Annotated in this window: 10 protein-coding genes; 2 read left to right on the forward strand and 8 right to left on the reverse strand. The window is 74.0% G+C overall.

Going from position 1 to position 14,877, the window contains the following annotated elements; all coding sequences use genetic code 11:
- Nucleotides 1–293 precede the first annotated feature (293 nt).
- From AB0J21_RS05180 to AB0J21_RS05200, 5 genes are all read right to left on the reverse strand, one after another.
- A complete protein-coding gene (locus tag AB0J21_RS05180; RefSeq protein ID WP_363144440.1) occupies nucleotides 294–3,266 on the reverse strand; it encodes a BTAD domain-containing putative transcriptional regulator in 2,973 nt (990 codons plus the stop codon).
- 186 nt (nucleotides 3,267–3,452) lie between these two features.
- Nucleotides 3,453–4,466 (reverse strand): ABC transporter permease subunit, encoded by a 1,014-nt coding sequence (locus AB0J21_RS05185; RefSeq protein ID WP_363144441.1) that lies wholly within the window; start codon nucleotides 4,464–4,466, stop codon nucleotides 3,453–3,455.
- Nucleotides 4,463–5,401, reverse strand: a complete 939-nt coding sequence (locus AB0J21_RS05190) for an ABC transporter ATP-binding protein (RefSeq protein WP_363144442.1) — start codon at nucleotides 5,399–5,401, stop codon at nucleotides 4,463–4,465. Before AB0J21_RS05190 ends, AB0J21_RS05185 begins: the two co-directional genes overlap by 4 nt.
- A 207-nt stretch (nucleotides 5,402–5,608) precedes the next feature.
- The gene (locus tag AB0J21_RS05195) at nucleotides 5,609–6,013 is read right to left on the reverse strand and encodes a GntR family transcriptional regulator (RefSeq protein WP_363144443.1); all 405 of its coding nucleotides are present in this window, start codon (nucleotides 6,011–6,013) and stop codon (nucleotides 5,609–5,611) included.
- Between the two features lie 207 nt (nucleotides 6,014–6,220).
- Nucleotides 6,221–7,783 carry a CehA/McbA family metallohydrolase gene (locus tag AB0J21_RS05200; RefSeq protein WP_363144444.1) on the reverse strand — a complete coding sequence of 521 codons (1,563 nt, stop codon included), beginning with the start codon at nucleotides 7,781–7,783 and terminating at the stop codon, nucleotides 6,221–6,223.
- A gap of 230 nt (nucleotides 7,784–8,013) precedes the next feature.
- On the opposite strand from AB0J21_RS05200, the gene AB0J21_RS05205 reads away from it, so the two are divergent.
- Complete coding sequence (locus AB0J21_RS05205; RefSeq protein ID WP_363144445.1) at nucleotides 8,014–10,593, forward strand: bifunctional FO biosynthesis protein CofGH; 2,580 nt, start codon at nucleotides 8,014–8,016, stop codon at nucleotides 10,591–10,593.
- Between the two features lie 64 nt (nucleotides 10,594–10,657).
- On the opposite strand, the gene AB0J21_RS05210 is transcribed toward AB0J21_RS05205, so the two are convergent.
- The gene (locus AB0J21_RS05210) at nucleotides 10,658–11,791 is read right to left on the reverse strand and encodes a tyrosine-protein phosphatase (RefSeq protein ID WP_363144446.1); all 1,134 of its coding nucleotides are present in this window, start codon (nucleotides 11,789–11,791) and stop codon (nucleotides 10,658–10,660) included.
- A 369-nt stretch (nucleotides 11,792–12,160) separates the two neighbouring features.
- Here AB0J21_RS05210 and AB0J21_RS05215 point away from each other — a divergent pair, with 369 nt between their 5' ends.
- Nucleotides 12,161–13,294: an ADP-ribosylglycohydrolase family protein gene (locus AB0J21_RS05215; RefSeq protein ID WP_363144447.1), complete on the forward strand. Its 1,134-nt coding sequence runs from the start codon at nucleotides 12,161–12,163 to the stop codon at nucleotides 13,292–13,294.
- A gap of 178 nt (nucleotides 13,295–13,472) precedes the next feature.
- On the opposite strand, the gene AB0J21_RS05220 is transcribed toward AB0J21_RS05215, so the two are convergent.
- Nucleotides 13,473–13,679: a DUF397 domain-containing protein gene (locus AB0J21_RS05220; protein ID WP_363144448.1), complete on the reverse strand. Its 207-nt coding sequence runs from the start codon at nucleotides 13,677–13,679 to the stop codon at nucleotides 13,473–13,475.
- A 262-nt stretch (nucleotides 13,680–13,941) separates the two neighbouring features.
- On the reverse strand, nucleotides 13,942–14,805 hold the full coding sequence (locus AB0J21_RS05225; protein WP_363144449.1) for a helix-turn-helix transcriptional regulator: 864 nt from the start codon (nucleotides 14,803–14,805) through the stop codon (nucleotides 13,942–13,944).
- Nucleotides 14,806–14,877: the final 72 nt, after the last annotated feature.

A 14,877-nucleotide genomic window follows, 5' to 3' on the forward strand; every position in this document is an offset into this window, starting at 1 on the left:
CTCGGGCCGGGGCCGCCCGTACGGCGGTCCCGGAGCGGGGCGGGCCGTCCGGTCACTCCCCCGAAGTGGCCGGACCGCCGCACCGGGCCGCTCACCCTAATCGCGCGGGGAGCGGCCCCCTCAGCCGGCCCGCCTGCCCCCCGACGCGACGGAACGACTGGAGTGCAGCATGGCCGAGGGCGATAAACGAACGATGAACGCCGTGGCCGGCCGCCACACGCCCCAGGTCGCGGCCTTCCCGCCGAGGACGACTGACGGGGCGTCGCCGCGCGCGCCCGTGCCGGGACGGGGCGTCAGGCGGCGAGCCCCGTGCCCTGCGCCGCGAGCAGCGCGCGCACCTCCGCGGCCTCGGCGGCGCCGAGTTCGCGGTACACGCGTTCCGCCTCCTCCCAGCACACCCGTGCCCGGCCGGGCTGGCCGATCCGTACGAGGGCGCGGCCCAGCACGGTGAGCACCTGCGCGCGCCGCCACTCGCCGCCGACCCCGCTGAGCACCCCGAGGGCGCTCTCCGCGTCGGCCGCCGCGCGGGCCGCCTGCCCCGCGGCGAGGCCCGCCTCGGCGAGCCGGCACAGGGTCATGCCCACCCACAGCCGCTGCCGGTGCTCGCGGAACACCGCGAGCGCCTCGTCCAGCCGCTCGGTCGCCTCGGTCGTCCGCCCGTCCTGGATCAGCGCGAGGGCCAGCGCGTACCGGCCGTTGGCGCCGCGCAGCGAGGAGCCCGTCGTGTCGTAGATCGCGGTGCCCCGCTCGGCCAGGGCGATGGCGCTCGACGTGCGGCCCGTCGCGAGGTGGATGCGCGACAGGTTGCACAGCGCGCTCGCCTCGCCGGGCCGGTCGCCCAGCGCCCTGAACTGCTCGATGGCGGCGGACAGATGCCGTTCCCCGGCCTCGTGGTCGTTGCGGTACAGCGCGAGGACCCCGCGCAGGTTGTGCGCCCAGCACACCACCACCGGATCGTCCTGCGGCTCGCTGTGCTCCAGGATCCGGGCGGTCCCCTCGTCCGCCGCCTCCAGCCGGCCCGCGGAGTGGTCGGCGTCCACGAGGACCAGCAGGGCCCGCATCCCGACCTGGCGCAGCCCCTGTTGCCGTGCGGCGGCCAGCGCGAGCCGCACGATGTCCTGGTGCTGCTTCGTGTTCGCCCCGGACTCGCTCAGGTCCTTCGCGACCCACAGCAGGTCCACGGCGCGCGGCAGGAACGCGGCCCGCTCGGTGGCCTGCCGGGCGAGCGACAGCAGGGAGCCCGCCTCGGCGTACAGCCAGTCCTGCGCGGCGTGCGTGCCGGAGAAGGACAGCCCCGGGTAGTCGGTGGCCGCGACCCGGTCCACGAGCCGGTCCCCGGGCCGCTCGACGCCGTACACCCGGGCGGCCGTCGCGAGGTAGAAGTCGAGCAGCCGGCCCAGCGCCTCGGTGCGCAGCGACTCGGGCTGCTCGTCCCGCTCCGCGCAGGAGCGCGCGTACAGCCGTACGAGGTCGTGGTACCGGTAGCGGCCGGGGGCCGCCGACTCCAGCAGCGAGGTGTCGACGAGGGACTCCAGCAGGTCCTCGGCGGCCACCGGGTCCAGGTCGAGCAGCGCGGCGGCGGCGTGCAGGGAGAGGTCGGGGCCGTCGACCAGGCCCAGCAGCCGGAAGGCGCGCGCCTGGGCCGGCTCCAGCTGCCCGTAGCCGAGTTCGAAGGTCGCCGCGACCGCGAGGTCCCCGGCCTGCAACTCGTCCAGCCGGCGCCGTTCGTCACCGAGTTTCGCGGCGAGCACCGACACCGTCCAGGTGCGGCGCGCCGCGAGCCGGGACGCGGCGATGCGGATGGCCAGCGGGAGGAAGCCGCAGGCCGCGACGACGTCGAGGGAGGCCTCGCGTTCCCCCGCGACGCGTTCGGCGCCCACGATCCGGGTGAACAGGGAGAGCGCCTCGTCGGGGGCCATCACGTCGAGGTCCACGAGGTGCGCCCCGGCCAGCCCCATCATCCGCGAGCGGCTCGTGACGAGCGCCGCGCAGCCCTCCGTGCCGGGCAGCAACGGCCGCACCTGCGCGGGGTCCTTCGCGTCGTCGAGCAGGACGAGCACCCGGCGGCCGTCGAGCGTCGAGCGGTACAGCGCGGCCCGCTCCTCCAGCGAGTCGGGGATCGCGGACTCGCTCGTGCCCAGCGCCCGCAGGAAGGCGCCCAGCACCGTCTCGGGATCGGCGGGTCGCGTGCCCGCGCCCTGGAGGTCGACGTAGAGCTGCCCGTCGGGGAAGGCGGCCCGCGCGCTGTGCGCGACGTGCACGGCGAGCGCCGTCTTGCCGACCCCGCCGATCCCGGCGACGGCCGACACCGCCATGACCCGCGCGCCGGAGCCGGCCAGGGTCTCGCCCAGCTCCTTGACGAAGGCGGAGCGGCCCGTGAAGTCGGGCACGGTGGCCGGGAGTTGCGCGGGACGCACGAGGGTCCCCGGCTGCTCCCGCTGCGGGGCCGAGGGCTGGGCCAGTTCCTCGTCGGCGGCCAGGATGAGCTGCTGGAGACGGGCGAGTTCGGGGCGCGGGTCGACGCCCAGCTCCTCGGTGAGCAGTTTCCGGGTGTCCGCGTACACGGCGAGCGCCTCGGCCTGCCGGCCCGAGCGGTACAGCGCGACCATGAGGAGTTCCCGCAGCCGCTCGCGCAGGGGGTGCGCGGCGGTCAGCGCGGTCAGTTCGGACACCGCCTCCGCGTGGCGGCCCTGCTCCAGGTCCATGAAGAACCGGGACTCCAGGATCTGTAGCCGCCACTCCTCCAGCCGCGTGCGCTGGTTGGCGGCGAAGGGGCCGGGCACCTGGGCCAGCGGCTCCCCGTCCCACAGGGCGAGCGCCTCCTCGCACGCGGCGCGGGCCCGGCGCAGGTCGCCCGCCTCGCGGGCCCGTTCCGACTCGGCCACGAGACGTTCGGCCTCGTCCAGGTCGAGGGAGCCGGCGTGCACCGCGTACCCGCCGGCCTCGCTGCGCAGGACGTCGTCCCCGAGGGCCTTGCGCAGCCGGGAGGCGTAGGTGCGGATCGCCGCGAGCGCCTGGGAGGGGGAGCTCTCGCCCCATACGGCGTCGATCAGTTCGGTGGCCGTCGCGGTACGGCCCGAGCGCAGCAGCAGCGCCGCGAGCAGCGCCCGCTGCTGCGGGGAACCCGTCGGCAACTGCTCCTCGCCCCGCCAGGCCCGCACCGGGCCGAGCACAGCGAAGCGGAGCCCGTCGGCCCGCCGCGGTCCGCCGGACCGCGGCTCGTCGCCCGGGACAGGCAGCCGCGGTGTCCGCGGTCCGTCCTCCATCGCTCTCCCCCTTGTCGGCGGTCGTGACCGCCGCACAGTTGGCTGTCGCTCCGCCAGTTTGCCTGTTGACGGCGCAAACGTCAGCCACGGGGGTGTGCGGGGCCGCCCCGGAAACGCCCGGAAAGGGACACCCGGCGGCGGTGGTGGGCGGTCGTGGGCCCGGCGCGGCCGGGCCCACCGCGCTGCTCAGACGGTGCGGCGGCGCAGCCACCACCAGGCCAGCCCCACCAGGAGCGCCGCGAGGACGACACAGATCCCGCCCTCCACGAACTGGAGCTCCCGCATGTGCGAGACCGGGTGGAAACCCGCGTACTGGTGCGTGGCGCCCCTCGCCTTCAGGCACTTGCCGAAGTCCGCCGCGTCCATGCAGACGTCCTTGGGGAAGGCGCGCCCGCCCGCCGTCGCCGGATGCGTCTCGATCAGCCACGTCGTGTCCTGGATCGGGACAGCGCCCTTGGCGAGCCGTTCGGTGAGCGGCATCAGGTGGGAGCGCAGCGACTGGAGCGCGAAGAAGGCCACGCCCGTACCGGCCAGCGTCAGGACCATCGAGGTGACGGTCTTGCGCACCAGCACCCCCACCGCCGCGCCCAGCGCCACCGTGAACAGCGAGTAGCCGACGACGGCGGGCCCGGCCGCCACGAAGTCCGTGGACGCGTACCAGTACAGGCCGATCGTGGCCTGCCCGGCGCCGGCCAGCAGCCACGAGGCGCACAGGCCGGCGACGGCGGAGCCGAGGCCCACCGCGAGCAGCGGCAACGCCAGCTTGTACGCGAGCCAGCGGCCGCGCGTCACGGACTGCGACCACACCAGTTGATGGGTGCCCGCCTCCAGTTCCCGCGCGATCAGCGGGGCGCCGACGAACAGTCCGGCCAGCACCGGCAGCGCCGTCACGAGCAGCAGGACCGCCTGCGCCGGGTCGCGGTACAGCGCGCGGTAGTCCTCCAGGGCACGCTGACCGTCGGCGCAGTGCGCGGGTCCCCGGAAGTAGGAGCAGCCGCGGATGTGGTGGCTGTCCAGGTACGTTCCGGTGGCGTGGTGCAGCCACACGGACAGGCCCACGACGACGAGGAGCAGTCCGAGCCCCGTCCAGGCCGCCGCCCGGTGCTGGCGCCACACGAGCCAGGCCGGCCCGTGCAGGAGACCGGGTCGTGCGGAGCGGGGCGCGGGCGTCCCGGTGCGGTTCAGGGTGGCGGTGCTCATGCCGCGTGCCTCCGGTCGGTGCCGTGGATTCGGCCCTGGGTCTCGGGGACCTGGGCGCTGGGGGTCAGCAGCGGGGGCGTTTCGGGGGAGCGCAGGTAGGCGAGCAGCAGCTCCTCCATCGAGGGCACGCCCACCGACCACTCGCCGTACACCTCGCTCTCGCGCCGCACCAGCGCGGTGACCTGCCGTCCGGTGACCCGGGCCTCGACGACGGTGTGCGCCGTGAGCGAGGCGGGCAGCTCGGGGCCGGGGCCGGGCAGCGCGCCGATCAGCACGCTGTGCGCGTCGGTCAGGTCGTCGACCTCACCGGCCAGCCGTACCCCGCCCCCGGCCAGGACGAGCAGGTAGTCGCACACGCCGTCCAGTTCGGTGAGCGCGTGCGAGGACATCACGATGGTCGTGCCGTGCTCCGCCGCCTCCGCCATCAGGAGGCCCGTCACGTCGTGCCGCACCAGCGGATCGAGGTCGGCCATCGGCTCGTCCAGCAGCAGCAGCCGGGGCCGCTTGCCGAAGCAGAGGGCGAGCGCGACCCGGGTGCGCTGGCCGCCGGAGAGCGTGCCGACCCGCGCGTCGAAGGGCACGTCGCCCTCCCGCACCACGCGCTCGGCCGTCTCCTGGTCCCAGCTCCCCGGGTTCAGCTCGCGGCCCAGGCGCAGCGTCTCGGCGACGGTCAGGCGCGGGTAGAGCGGCTTGTCCTGGGCGAGGTAGGCGACCTGCTCGCGGGCCCCCAGGGTCTGCGGGTCCTGCCCGAGGACCCGCAGACTTCCGCCGGTCGGCGCGAGCACCCCGGTCGCGAGGCCGAGCAGGGTGCTCTTCCCGGCCCCGTTGGGCCCGACCAGACCGCAGATCCGCCCGGCCGGAATCCGGAAGGAGCAGCCCTCCAGGGCGAACCCGCGCCGATACCGCTTCTCCAGGCCCACGGCCTCGACGGCCACGGGATCGGTATTCCCCGCGCCATAGCTCTGTGCGAACACGTTTACGTACTTCCTGACCTGGTCGTGACGGGTGGACGCGCCCGGGGCACGGCGCGCGAAGGCGACGCGGCTCCTCCGGGTGAAGGACGGTGTGCGGCGGCCGGACCGAGGGGGCTCGCGAGCGGGCTCACGAGGTCCGGGAAGCGGAGGACGTGCGGCAGGCGCGGGTCACGAGGGCCCGGAGGTCCCGGCGCGCCCGAAGGTCTCCTCGGCCTGCGCCTCGAACATCGCGCTCACGTCGTCGCCGCCGAGTCCGGCCTCCCGGGCCCGCCGCATCCAGGCCGCAAGCTCGCCCCGCAGGGGGGAACCGGCGCCCGCCTCCGGGGCCGCGAGCCCGCGCCGCACGAAGGTGCCGCGCCCCGGCTGCGGTTCGACCAGACCTTCACGCTCCAGCTCGCGATACGCCTTCAGCACCGTGTTCGGGTTGATGGCCGTCGCCTCGACCACCTGCTTGGCCGTGGGGAGCCGGTCCCCCGGCACCAGGATGCCGAGCCGGAGCGCCTGCTTGGTCTGCTGGACGATCTGCATGTACGTCGAGACCCCGCTGCGCCGCTCGATGCGGTACTCGATCACTGGGGCAGCCCTCGTTTCCGCGTCGTCCGCGCCGTCCCGCATCATCATTCCACTACTTGATTAGTGGAATGATGATGCGAGGGGGTGGTGGTGGATGTCAAGTGGCCCGGGGACAGGAGGGGAGCCGGAGCGACGGGCGGCGGGAACGCGCGAGGGGGCGGACCGGCCGGCCCGCCCCCTCGCCCGCGAACTCCCGCGAACGACCGCTCAGTCCTCCCCGAGGAAGACCGGGTTCGTGAAGGCCGCGAGCGCACCCGGCAGCCCGGGCACCGCCGGCTCCTGCACCGGATGCCGCACCTCGGCGCGCACGTACGCCGCGTACTGGGGCGCCGTCCGCCACTCCACCGAACCGGTACCGGAGGCCGGGAGCGGCGCCGAGGTGAACAGGGTGCCCTGGTCGGTCACGAGGCCGACCGTGCAGCCCGGCGCCCCGGACACCTCGGCCCGCACCGTCACGTCCGCGTCCTGCGCCACCCGCAGCCGCTCCCCGATCCCGGCGTGCGCGCCCCGGGGCCCGTACGCCGCGAAGGACACGGCGACCTCGGCGGACTCGGCGACGTAACTGCGTCCCGCCCGCAGCCCCGCGAGCAGCGCGGGCCGCGACAACTCCTCGGCGAGGACGACGGTCTGCGGCAGGCCGACACGGTCCGGGTCGCGGTGCGCGTCGCTGTTGCCCATCGCGGGCGTCCAGCCGGCGCCCGAGACCAGCGTGTTGTCCCAGTCGGCCAGCGCCACCTCGTCGTCCGGGGTGTACGGGCCGTTCCACACCTCGACGACGTCCGCCTCGGCGAAGCCGAACTTCCAGTTGCAGCCGATGCAGGTCGCGTGCGGATGGGCCGGGACGACGAGGCCCCCGGCCCGCCGGATCTCGCGCGCGAAGCGGCCGAAACGGTTCTCCCGGGCCCGGTAGCGCCAGTCCACGAAGGTCCCCGGCTCAAGTCCGAGCGCCAGCACGTGCCCGTTGCGCGTCGTGATCTCCTCGCCGGTCATGATCAGCAGGTCCTCGCCCCACAGCCCCTCCCACGCGCCGTGCGCGCTCGACGTGTTGTGGTCGGAGGAGTGCAGGAAGTCGAGACCGGCGGCGCGCGCGAGCCCCGCCATCTGCGCCGGGGTCCGCTTCCCGTCGGAGTGCACGGAGTGCACGTGGCAGTCGCCCCGGTACCAGCCCTTTCCGCGCCCCTTCACGCGCTGCGGCGGGTACACCGGACGCGGGGCGGGGGCCTCGGTGCCGTACGTCAGCGTCACCGCCACCTCCCACGCGAGTCCCTGCGGGGCGACGGTGTACGGGGCGAGCGCGACGTACCAGGTGCCCGCGTCCACCGGGCCCGCCAGGTAGCCGGGGGTCGCCTCGTCGGCCCGCACGAAGAACCCGGAGCGCGCCCCGCCCGACCAGCCCCGGAACCCGCGCCCGCCGAGCGCCGTACCGCGCTGGTCGAACAGTCCGATGTCGAGCGCGTTGCCCTGCGTCCCGGCCGGTACGGCGGGCTTGTCGTACGTGTAGTCCACGCGCAGCTCCCGCACCCCGCGCGGCACCTCGACCGGCACGTACACCCAGTCCGGGGCGCCCGGCTCCAGGCGCCCGCGCACGGTGTGCGACACGGGGCCCCGGCCACTCTCCCCGCCGCCGCCCTGCGCCGCGCTCGCGAAGCTCATGCCCTCCACGGTAAGAGCGGCGGCGGCCCCCGTCACCAGGACGGACCGCCGCCCGGGGCCCCGCGCCGGAAGCGCTCGCCCCTCGCCCTGTGCCTGCGGTCGTTCTCGCTGCTCCATGCGTGCTGCTCCCGAGTGGTACGAAAGTGAAGGGCGCGCCACGAGCCCTGCGGGCACGCCCCGGCCCATGCTCGGCCCGCGAGGTGAACGGGACCAGGGGCGCGCACGAAGAAGAGGTGACACCCGGGAAGGCCGCCGCCGTGCCGCCCGCCCCTTCGCGCCCCCCGATGTGGCATCACGCACGCCCGGTGGCCTGCCGTCCTGCCCGATCCCGCTCGTATGCTCGACGCATGACTGATCAGCAGCCCGGCCGCCCGACCGCCAACGCCATGCGCCGCGCGCTGCGGCGGGCCAGAGACGGCGTCGCCCTCGACACCACCGAGGCCGCCGTGCTGCTCCAGGCCCGCGGCGAGGACCTGCGCGACCTGTGCGCCTCCGCCGCCCGGGTCCGCGACGCCGGACTGGAGGCGGCGGGCCGCCCCGGCGTCATCACGTACTCCAAGAAGGTCTTCGTCCCGCTCACCCGGCTGTGCCGGGACACCTGCCACTACTGCACCTTCGTCACCGTCCCCGGCAGACTGCGCCGCGAGGGCCACGGGATGTTCATGTCCCCCGACGAGGTGCTTGAGGTGGCCCGCCAGGGCGCCGCGCTCGGCTGCAAGGAAGCCCTCTTCACCCTCGGCGACAAGCCCGAGGACCGCTGGCCCGAGGCCCGCGAATGGCTCGACGCGCACGGCTACGACGACACCCTCGCCTACGTCCGCGCCATGGCGATCCGCGTCCTGGAGGAGACGGGCCTGCTCCCGCACCTCAACCCGGGCGTCATGTCCTGGTCCGACCTCCAGCGGCTCAAGCCGGTCGCGCCCTCGCTCGGCATGATGCTGGAGACCACCGCGACCCGCCTGTGGTCCGAGAAGGGCGGCCCCCACCACGGCTCTCCCGACAAGGAGCCCGCCGTACGGCTGCGGGTCCTTGAGGACGCGGGCCGCAGCAACGTCCCCTTCACCACGGGCGTCCTCATCGGCATCGGCGAGAACTACGAGGAGCGCGCCGACGCCCTGTTCGAACTGCGCCGCGTGCAGCGCAGCCACCACGGCATCCAGGAAGTCATCGTCCAGAACTTCCGCGCCAAACCGGACACCGCGATGCGCGCGATGCCCGACGCGGAGCTGGAGGAACTGGCCGCGTGCGTCGCCGTGGCCCGGCACGTCCTCGGCCCGAGCGCCCGCATCCAGGCCCCGCCCAACCTCGTCGACGCCGAGTACGCGCTCATCGTCGGCGCCGGGATCGACGACTGGGGCGGGGTGTCCCCGCTGACCCCCGACCACGTCAACCCCGAGCGCCCCTGGCCGCACATCGAGGAACTGGCCGCGCGCACCGCCGAGTCCGGCTACACGCTGCGCGAACGCCTCACCATCTACCCCGAGTTCCTCCAGCGCGGCGAACCCTGGCTCGACCCGCGCCTGCTCCCGCACGTCCGCGCCCTGGCCGACCCCGAGACCGGCCTCGCCCGCGAGGACGCGATCCCCGCCGGACTGCCCTGGCAGGAACCCGACGAGGGCTTCACCGCCTCGGGCCGCACCGACCTGCACGCCACCATCGACACCGAGGGCCGTACGAGCGACCGCCGCGAGGACTTCGACGCGGTCTACGGCGACTGGGAGGCGCTGCGCGAACAGGCAGCGCCCGGCATGGTCGCCCAGCGCATCGACACCGACGTCCGCCAGGCCCTCGCGGTCGCGGCCGACGACCCGACGAAACTCACCGACGACGAGGCCCTCGCCCTCCTGCACGCGGACGGCCCCGCCCTCGACGCGGTGTGCCGCGTCGCCGACGACATCCGCAAGTCCGTCGTCGGCGAGGACGTGACGTACATCGTCACCCGCAACATCAACTTCACCAACGTCTGCTACACCGGCTGCCGCTTCTGCGCCTTCGCGCAGCGCCGCACCGACGCCGACGCGTACACCCTCTCCCTCGACCAGGTCGCCGACCGCGCGCAGCAGGCCTGGGAGGTCGGCGCCGTCGAGGTGTGCATGCAGGGCGGCATCCACCCGGACCTGCCGGGCACCGCGTACTTCGACATCGCGCGTGCCGTCAAGGAACGCGTCCCCGGCATGCACGTGCACGCCTTCTCCCCGATGGAGGTCGTCAACGGCGCCTCCCGCACCGGCCTCTCGATCCGCGAGTGGCTGACGGCGGCGAAGGAGGCCGGGCTCGACACGATCCCCGGCACGGCCGCCGAGATCCTCGACGACGAGGTCCGCTGGGTCCTCACCAAGGGCAAACTGCCCGCCGCCGACTGGATCGAGGTCGTGAAGACCGCGCACAGCCTCGGCATCCGCTCCTCCTCGACCATGATGTACGGCCACGTCGACCAGCCCCGGCACTGGCTCGGCCACTTCCGCACGCTCGCCGCGATCCAGCAGGAGACCGGCGGCTTCACGGAGTTCGTGACGCTCCCCTTCATCCACACCAACGCGCCGGTCTACCTCGCGGGCATCGCCCGCCCCGGCCCCACCGACCGCGACAACCGCGCGGTGACGGCGATGGCCCGCATCCTCCTGCACCCGCACATCCCCAACATCCAGACCAGCTGGGTCAAACTGGGCACCGAGGGCGCGGCGGAAATGCTCCGCTCCGGCGCCAACGACCTGGGCGGCACCCTGATGGAGGAGACCATCTCCCGCATGGCGGGCTCCAGTTACGGCTCCTACCGCTCGGTCAGGGACCTGGTCTCCATCGCCGAGACGGCCGGCCGCCCCGCCCGCCCCCGCACGACCCTCTACGGCGAGGTTCCCGCCGAACGCGTCACCACCGCCGCCCACTCGGACGGCCACCTGCCGGAACTGCTGCCGGTGCTGGACTGAACGTCCGCAGGGTCGTGTCCCCGCCGGCCGGCGGCGACACGACCCTGCGGGAGCCCGGCCGGCCTCAGCCGACGAGCATCTGCTTCCTGAACCGCGCGAGGTCGCTCGCGTCGAAGCCCAGAGCGGACTTGAGGTACTTGTCGAAGGTGCCGTACGTGGCCTTCACCTCGGCGAAGCCCGAGTTCAGGTACTCGGTGCGCACATCCAGCATCGGCTTCATGACGGCGGCCTGCGCGGGCGGGAGGGCCGCGAGGGCGTCCGCGTTGGCCTGGGCGCGGTAGGTGTTGGAGGCCAGATAGTCGCTCGTCACCGTGGAGCGGGGAACCCCGAGCGCGGTCAGCAGGACGGCGTTGGCCCAGCCCGTACGGTCCTTGCCCGCCGAACAGTGGAACAGGACCGCGTGGTTGCGCCCGTCCGACACGTCGGAGACGAGCTTCGTGTACGCCGACCTGGCCAGCTCGCTGGAGACCATGGCCTTCTCGCCGTCGACCATCATCCGCACGGACTCCTCGGCGCTCTTCGGCTGCTCGTAGCCGGAGGTCGAGGCGCCCATGACGTTGGCGACCGTGTAGCGGGTCCCCGCGGGCAGCCGGTCGGGGGCGGTCGCGCGCTCCTCGTCCGTGCGCAGGTCGATGTCCAGTTTGATGCCGAGCCGGCGCAGCTTGCGCAGATCGGCGTCGGTGAGCTGGTCGAGGGCGCCCGAACGGTAGACCTCGCCCATCTTCACCCAGTGCCCGTCGGCGGTGCGGTAGCCGCCCGCGTCCCGGAAGTTGACCGCGCCCTGGAGGGCTATCCGGCGGTCCGCGAGCCGCAGGGGCTCCCCCTTGCCGGGCGTGAAGTCGAACCACTGGCGGTCGGCGGCGGGCAGCCCCCTGACGGTCGCGTGGCCGGAACCGCCCCCCTGCGCCACGACCCGGCCCGCCGCGCGGACGACGACCTTCCGGGTCCGCTGTGCCGTCCACTGGAGGCTGTACGAGCCGTCGCCGTTGTCCGTCACCCGCGCCGAGGTGAACGGGATCTTCGACGTCGCGCGCCGGTCACCCTTGCGGTGTGCCGAGGTCAGGGCCGCGTGGGCCGGGGCGGCACTCGTGGTGTGCACCCCCGCGGCGCCGTGCCGAGGGGTCTGGTCGGCGAGGGCGGCGGTGGGGGCGGCGAGGCCCGCCACGAGGACGGTCGCCGTGACTAGTACGGTTCTCATGGCCGGAATCCTTCGGTGGCCGGACATGCGGCACGCGGACACCGGGTGAACCACGCCGGAACACCCGTTGAAGTCGGCGGTCACGGGAATCGGGGGAGCGCTTCGCCCTCGTCGGGCCCGGGGGCCGGCCGGACCCGGTCGATTACAGTGCTGGGCAGCTCCGGGCAGGCCGCCCGGGGCACGAACGGGGCAGCGGACTCCTCGTACTGGTCACCCGGACCCGGACGGACAACGGGGCCACGCGCCCGTACGACGGACGACCGGATGACGCGGGCAGCCCGGGACCGGGCCCGGAGAACGACGGCAGGCACGCGGGAACGCACCGGCGGCGCGGTCCCGCACGGGAGGCAGGAACATGCGGTGGGCGTCATGAGCGAGGCGACCGTCTGGGGCCGCGCGGAGCAGCAGGACTACCGCAGCCGGGTGCGCGGCGCCCTGCTCGGCACGGCGCTCGGGGACGCCCTCGGCGCACCCCTGGCCGGTCTCGACGAGGAGGGCCTGCGCCCCGCGCACGGCCCCGGGGGGACGGCCGACCTGCTGCCCGCGCACGGCCGCAGGGGCGCCGTCACCTCCGTCACCCAGCTCGCCCTGTTCTCCGCCGACGGGCTGATACGCGCGCAGGTCCGCCGCGACACCGGCGCCTGGCACCCGCCCACCGACCTGCACGCCGCCTACCGCCGCTGGGCCGCGACGCAGCGCGACTGGGGGCCCGACGAACGCCGCGCCGAGGACGGCTGGCTGGCCCGCCAGGAATGGCTGTACGCGCGCCGCGCCCCCGACCGCGACTGCCTGACCGGCCTGGGCGACGCCACACCCGGCACCCTCGACCAGCCGAAGAACCCGAAGGCGCGCGGCGCGGCCCCCGCGACCCGCTCGGCGCCCTTCGGCCTGCTCGTCGGCTGGGACCCCGCGCTCGTCCTGCAACTCGCCGTGGAATGCGCCGCGCAGACCCACGGGCACCCCGTCTCCGGGCTCGTGGCCGGCGCCCACGCCCTGCTCGTGCACGGGGTGGCGCGCGGCGCCCCACTGGAGCAGGCGGTGACGGAGACGACCGCGCTGCTCGCCGGACGGCCCGGACACGAGCCCGTCACCGCCGCTCTCGCCCGCGCCCTGACCGCCGCCGCACAGGCCGCTGAACGGCCCGTCGGCCCCGCTCAGGCGGACGTACGGATCGCCGAACTCGTCGGCGCGTCAGGGCCCGAGGACTGCCTCGCCGCCGCCGTGTACGCGGCCCGGGTCGCCACCGACGTCCGCGCGGGCCTGTCCTGCGCGGTACGGCACCTCGGGGACTCCTCGGCGGTCGGCGCCCTGTGCGGGGCGCTGCTGGGCGCGGCGCACGGGGAGACCGCCCTGCCGCCCGGCTGGCTCGCCGAACTGGAGGGGCGCGCCACGATCCTGGAGCTCGCCGACGACTTCGCGATGGAGATGACCCAGGGCGCCTCGCTGCACAGCCCGGTGGCCGCGGCCCCCGGCTGGCTCAGCCGCTACCCGAGAGAACTCTGAGGCCCGAAGCCCCGGTCCCGGAAGCCGCGTCGTCCCCCGCCCCGGAAAGGGCCGAGCCCCCTCGGCCAGGACGGCGGACCAGTCGAGAGGGCTCTTGCGCCACTACGGGCACGAGTACCGGCACGCACACGGGGCGCTCGAAGGAGAGGCGTACCCGGGGCGTACGTACGGGAGGTGCTCAGACGCGCGCGGCACCGTCGGCGACGGTCACCACGAAGGTGCTCCAGGAACCGGCGGGGAAGCCGAGGACCGGGCCCTCGACGACCTTGGAGTCACGCACGGCCACGGCCCGCGTCACAGGGGACTTGACCTCGACGCAGGCGCCGTTGCCGGTGGAGTAGGAGGACTTGACCCAGGAATGCGTGAGGCCCTGCTGAATAGCCATGTGATTGCTCCGGTTGAACCTGAGGGGAGGCGGTCACCGGCCGGTGCGCCGGTGACCCCGTACCGCCCCGCGAACCGACCGCGTGGCGCTACGTGATTGCGTGAAAGACGCTACCCGCCAACTCAGGGAGCGGAAGCTGCCGTTCACTCAACCGGATGGCATATTCCAGAGGAGTCTTCCTTGAACACCGGGAACGGTGTACCTTCCGGCGCCGGCTGCCCGGGAAACCCGGAAAACCATTCCCCGGACGTGCGTTCACCGGCTATTTCGACCCGTACCTCTCGGCCGAGGTCGTCCTGATGTACTCGCGGCTGTCCTCCGGGTTCATCGCCTGGGCCCGCAGGTGCTCGTACATGACGCTGTACTGCTCGACCTCGTTCGCCTTCTCCAGGTAGAGGTCGCTCGTCACCCCCTCGATGTAGACGACGCTGGAGTCCGCCGTGTCCGGGAACTCCAGTACCGCGTACTGGCCGTTCAGGCCGGGGTGGGCGCCCACCGAGAAGGGGATCACCTGCACCGTGACGTGCGGCAGCTGGGACATGTCCACGAGGTGGTCCAGCTGCCCGCGCATCACGTCGTCGGTGCCCACGGTCCGCAGCAGCGTCGCCTCGTCGAGCACCGCCCACAGCCGCAGCGGCTTGTCCTTGGAGGTGATCCGGTCCTGGCGCGCCATGCGCACCTGCACCCGCTTCTCGATCTCGGCGGGCGTCGACTCCGGCAGCGCGCCCGTGATCAGCGCGTGCGCGTACTGCGGGGTCTGGAGCAGCCCCGGCACCACCTGCGGGTCGTACACCCGCAGGGAGGCCGCGTCGGTCTCCAGGCCGATGTAGATGCTGTACGGGATGTCCCCGAACGTGTGCCACCAGCCCTGCTGCCGCGAGTCCTTCGCCATTTGCATGAGCGAGTCCACGATGCGCATGTCCTCGACCTCGTACACCCCGCACAGGTCGCGCACGTCGCGCTGGCTGATGCTGCGGCGCCCGTTCTCCAGGCGGCTGATCTTCGACTGGGACACCAGGAGCCGCTCGGCGACCTCCTCGGCCGTCATTCCGCGCCCCTCGCGCAGTTTGCGCAACTCCTGCCCCAGTCGCCTTCGCCTGACAGTGGGATTGACATTGGCCGCCACGGGCGCGCTCCTCCGGCTGAATCTCGGTCGCTCAGCGAATTCGCTTTCGCTTTGCGGATCTGCTGCTCAGCA

This window comes from Streptomyces sp. NPDC049954, assembly GCF_040656295.1.
Classification (GTDB): domain Bacteria; phylum Actinomycetota; class Actinomycetes; order Streptomycetales; family Streptomycetaceae; genus Streptomyces.

Bases quoted from the DNA above. Each gene is read 5' to 3' on its own strand.
- AB0J21_RS05215 (WP_363144447.1), top strand. From the start codon at position 12,161: ATGAGCGAGGCGACCGTCTGGGGCCGCGCGGAGCAGCAGGACTACCGC.
- AB0J21_RS05210 (WP_363144446.1), bottom strand. From the start codon at position 11,791: ATGAGAACCGTACTAGTCACGGCGACCGTCCTCGTGGCGGGCCTCGCC.
- AB0J21_RS05220 (WP_363144448.1), bottom strand. From the start codon at position 13,679: ATGGCTATTCAGCAGGGCCTCACGCATTCCTGGGTCAAGTCCTCCTAC.
- AB0J21_RS05200 (WP_363144444.1), bottom strand. From the start codon at position 7,783: ATGGAGCAGCGAGAACGACCGCAGGCACAGGGCGAGGGGCGAGCGCTT.
- AB0J21_RS05185 (WP_363144441.1), bottom strand. From the start codon at position 4,466: ATGAGCACCGCCACCCTGAACCGCACCGGGACGCCCGCGCCCCGCTCC.
- AB0J21_RS05180 (WP_363144440.1), bottom strand. From the start codon at position 3,266: ATGGAGGACGGACCGCGGACACCGCGGCTGCCTGTCCCGGGCGACGAG.
- AB0J21_RS05205 (WP_363144445.1), top strand. From the start codon at position 8,014: ATGACTGATCAGCAGCCCGGCCGCCCGACCGCCAACGCCATGCGCCGC.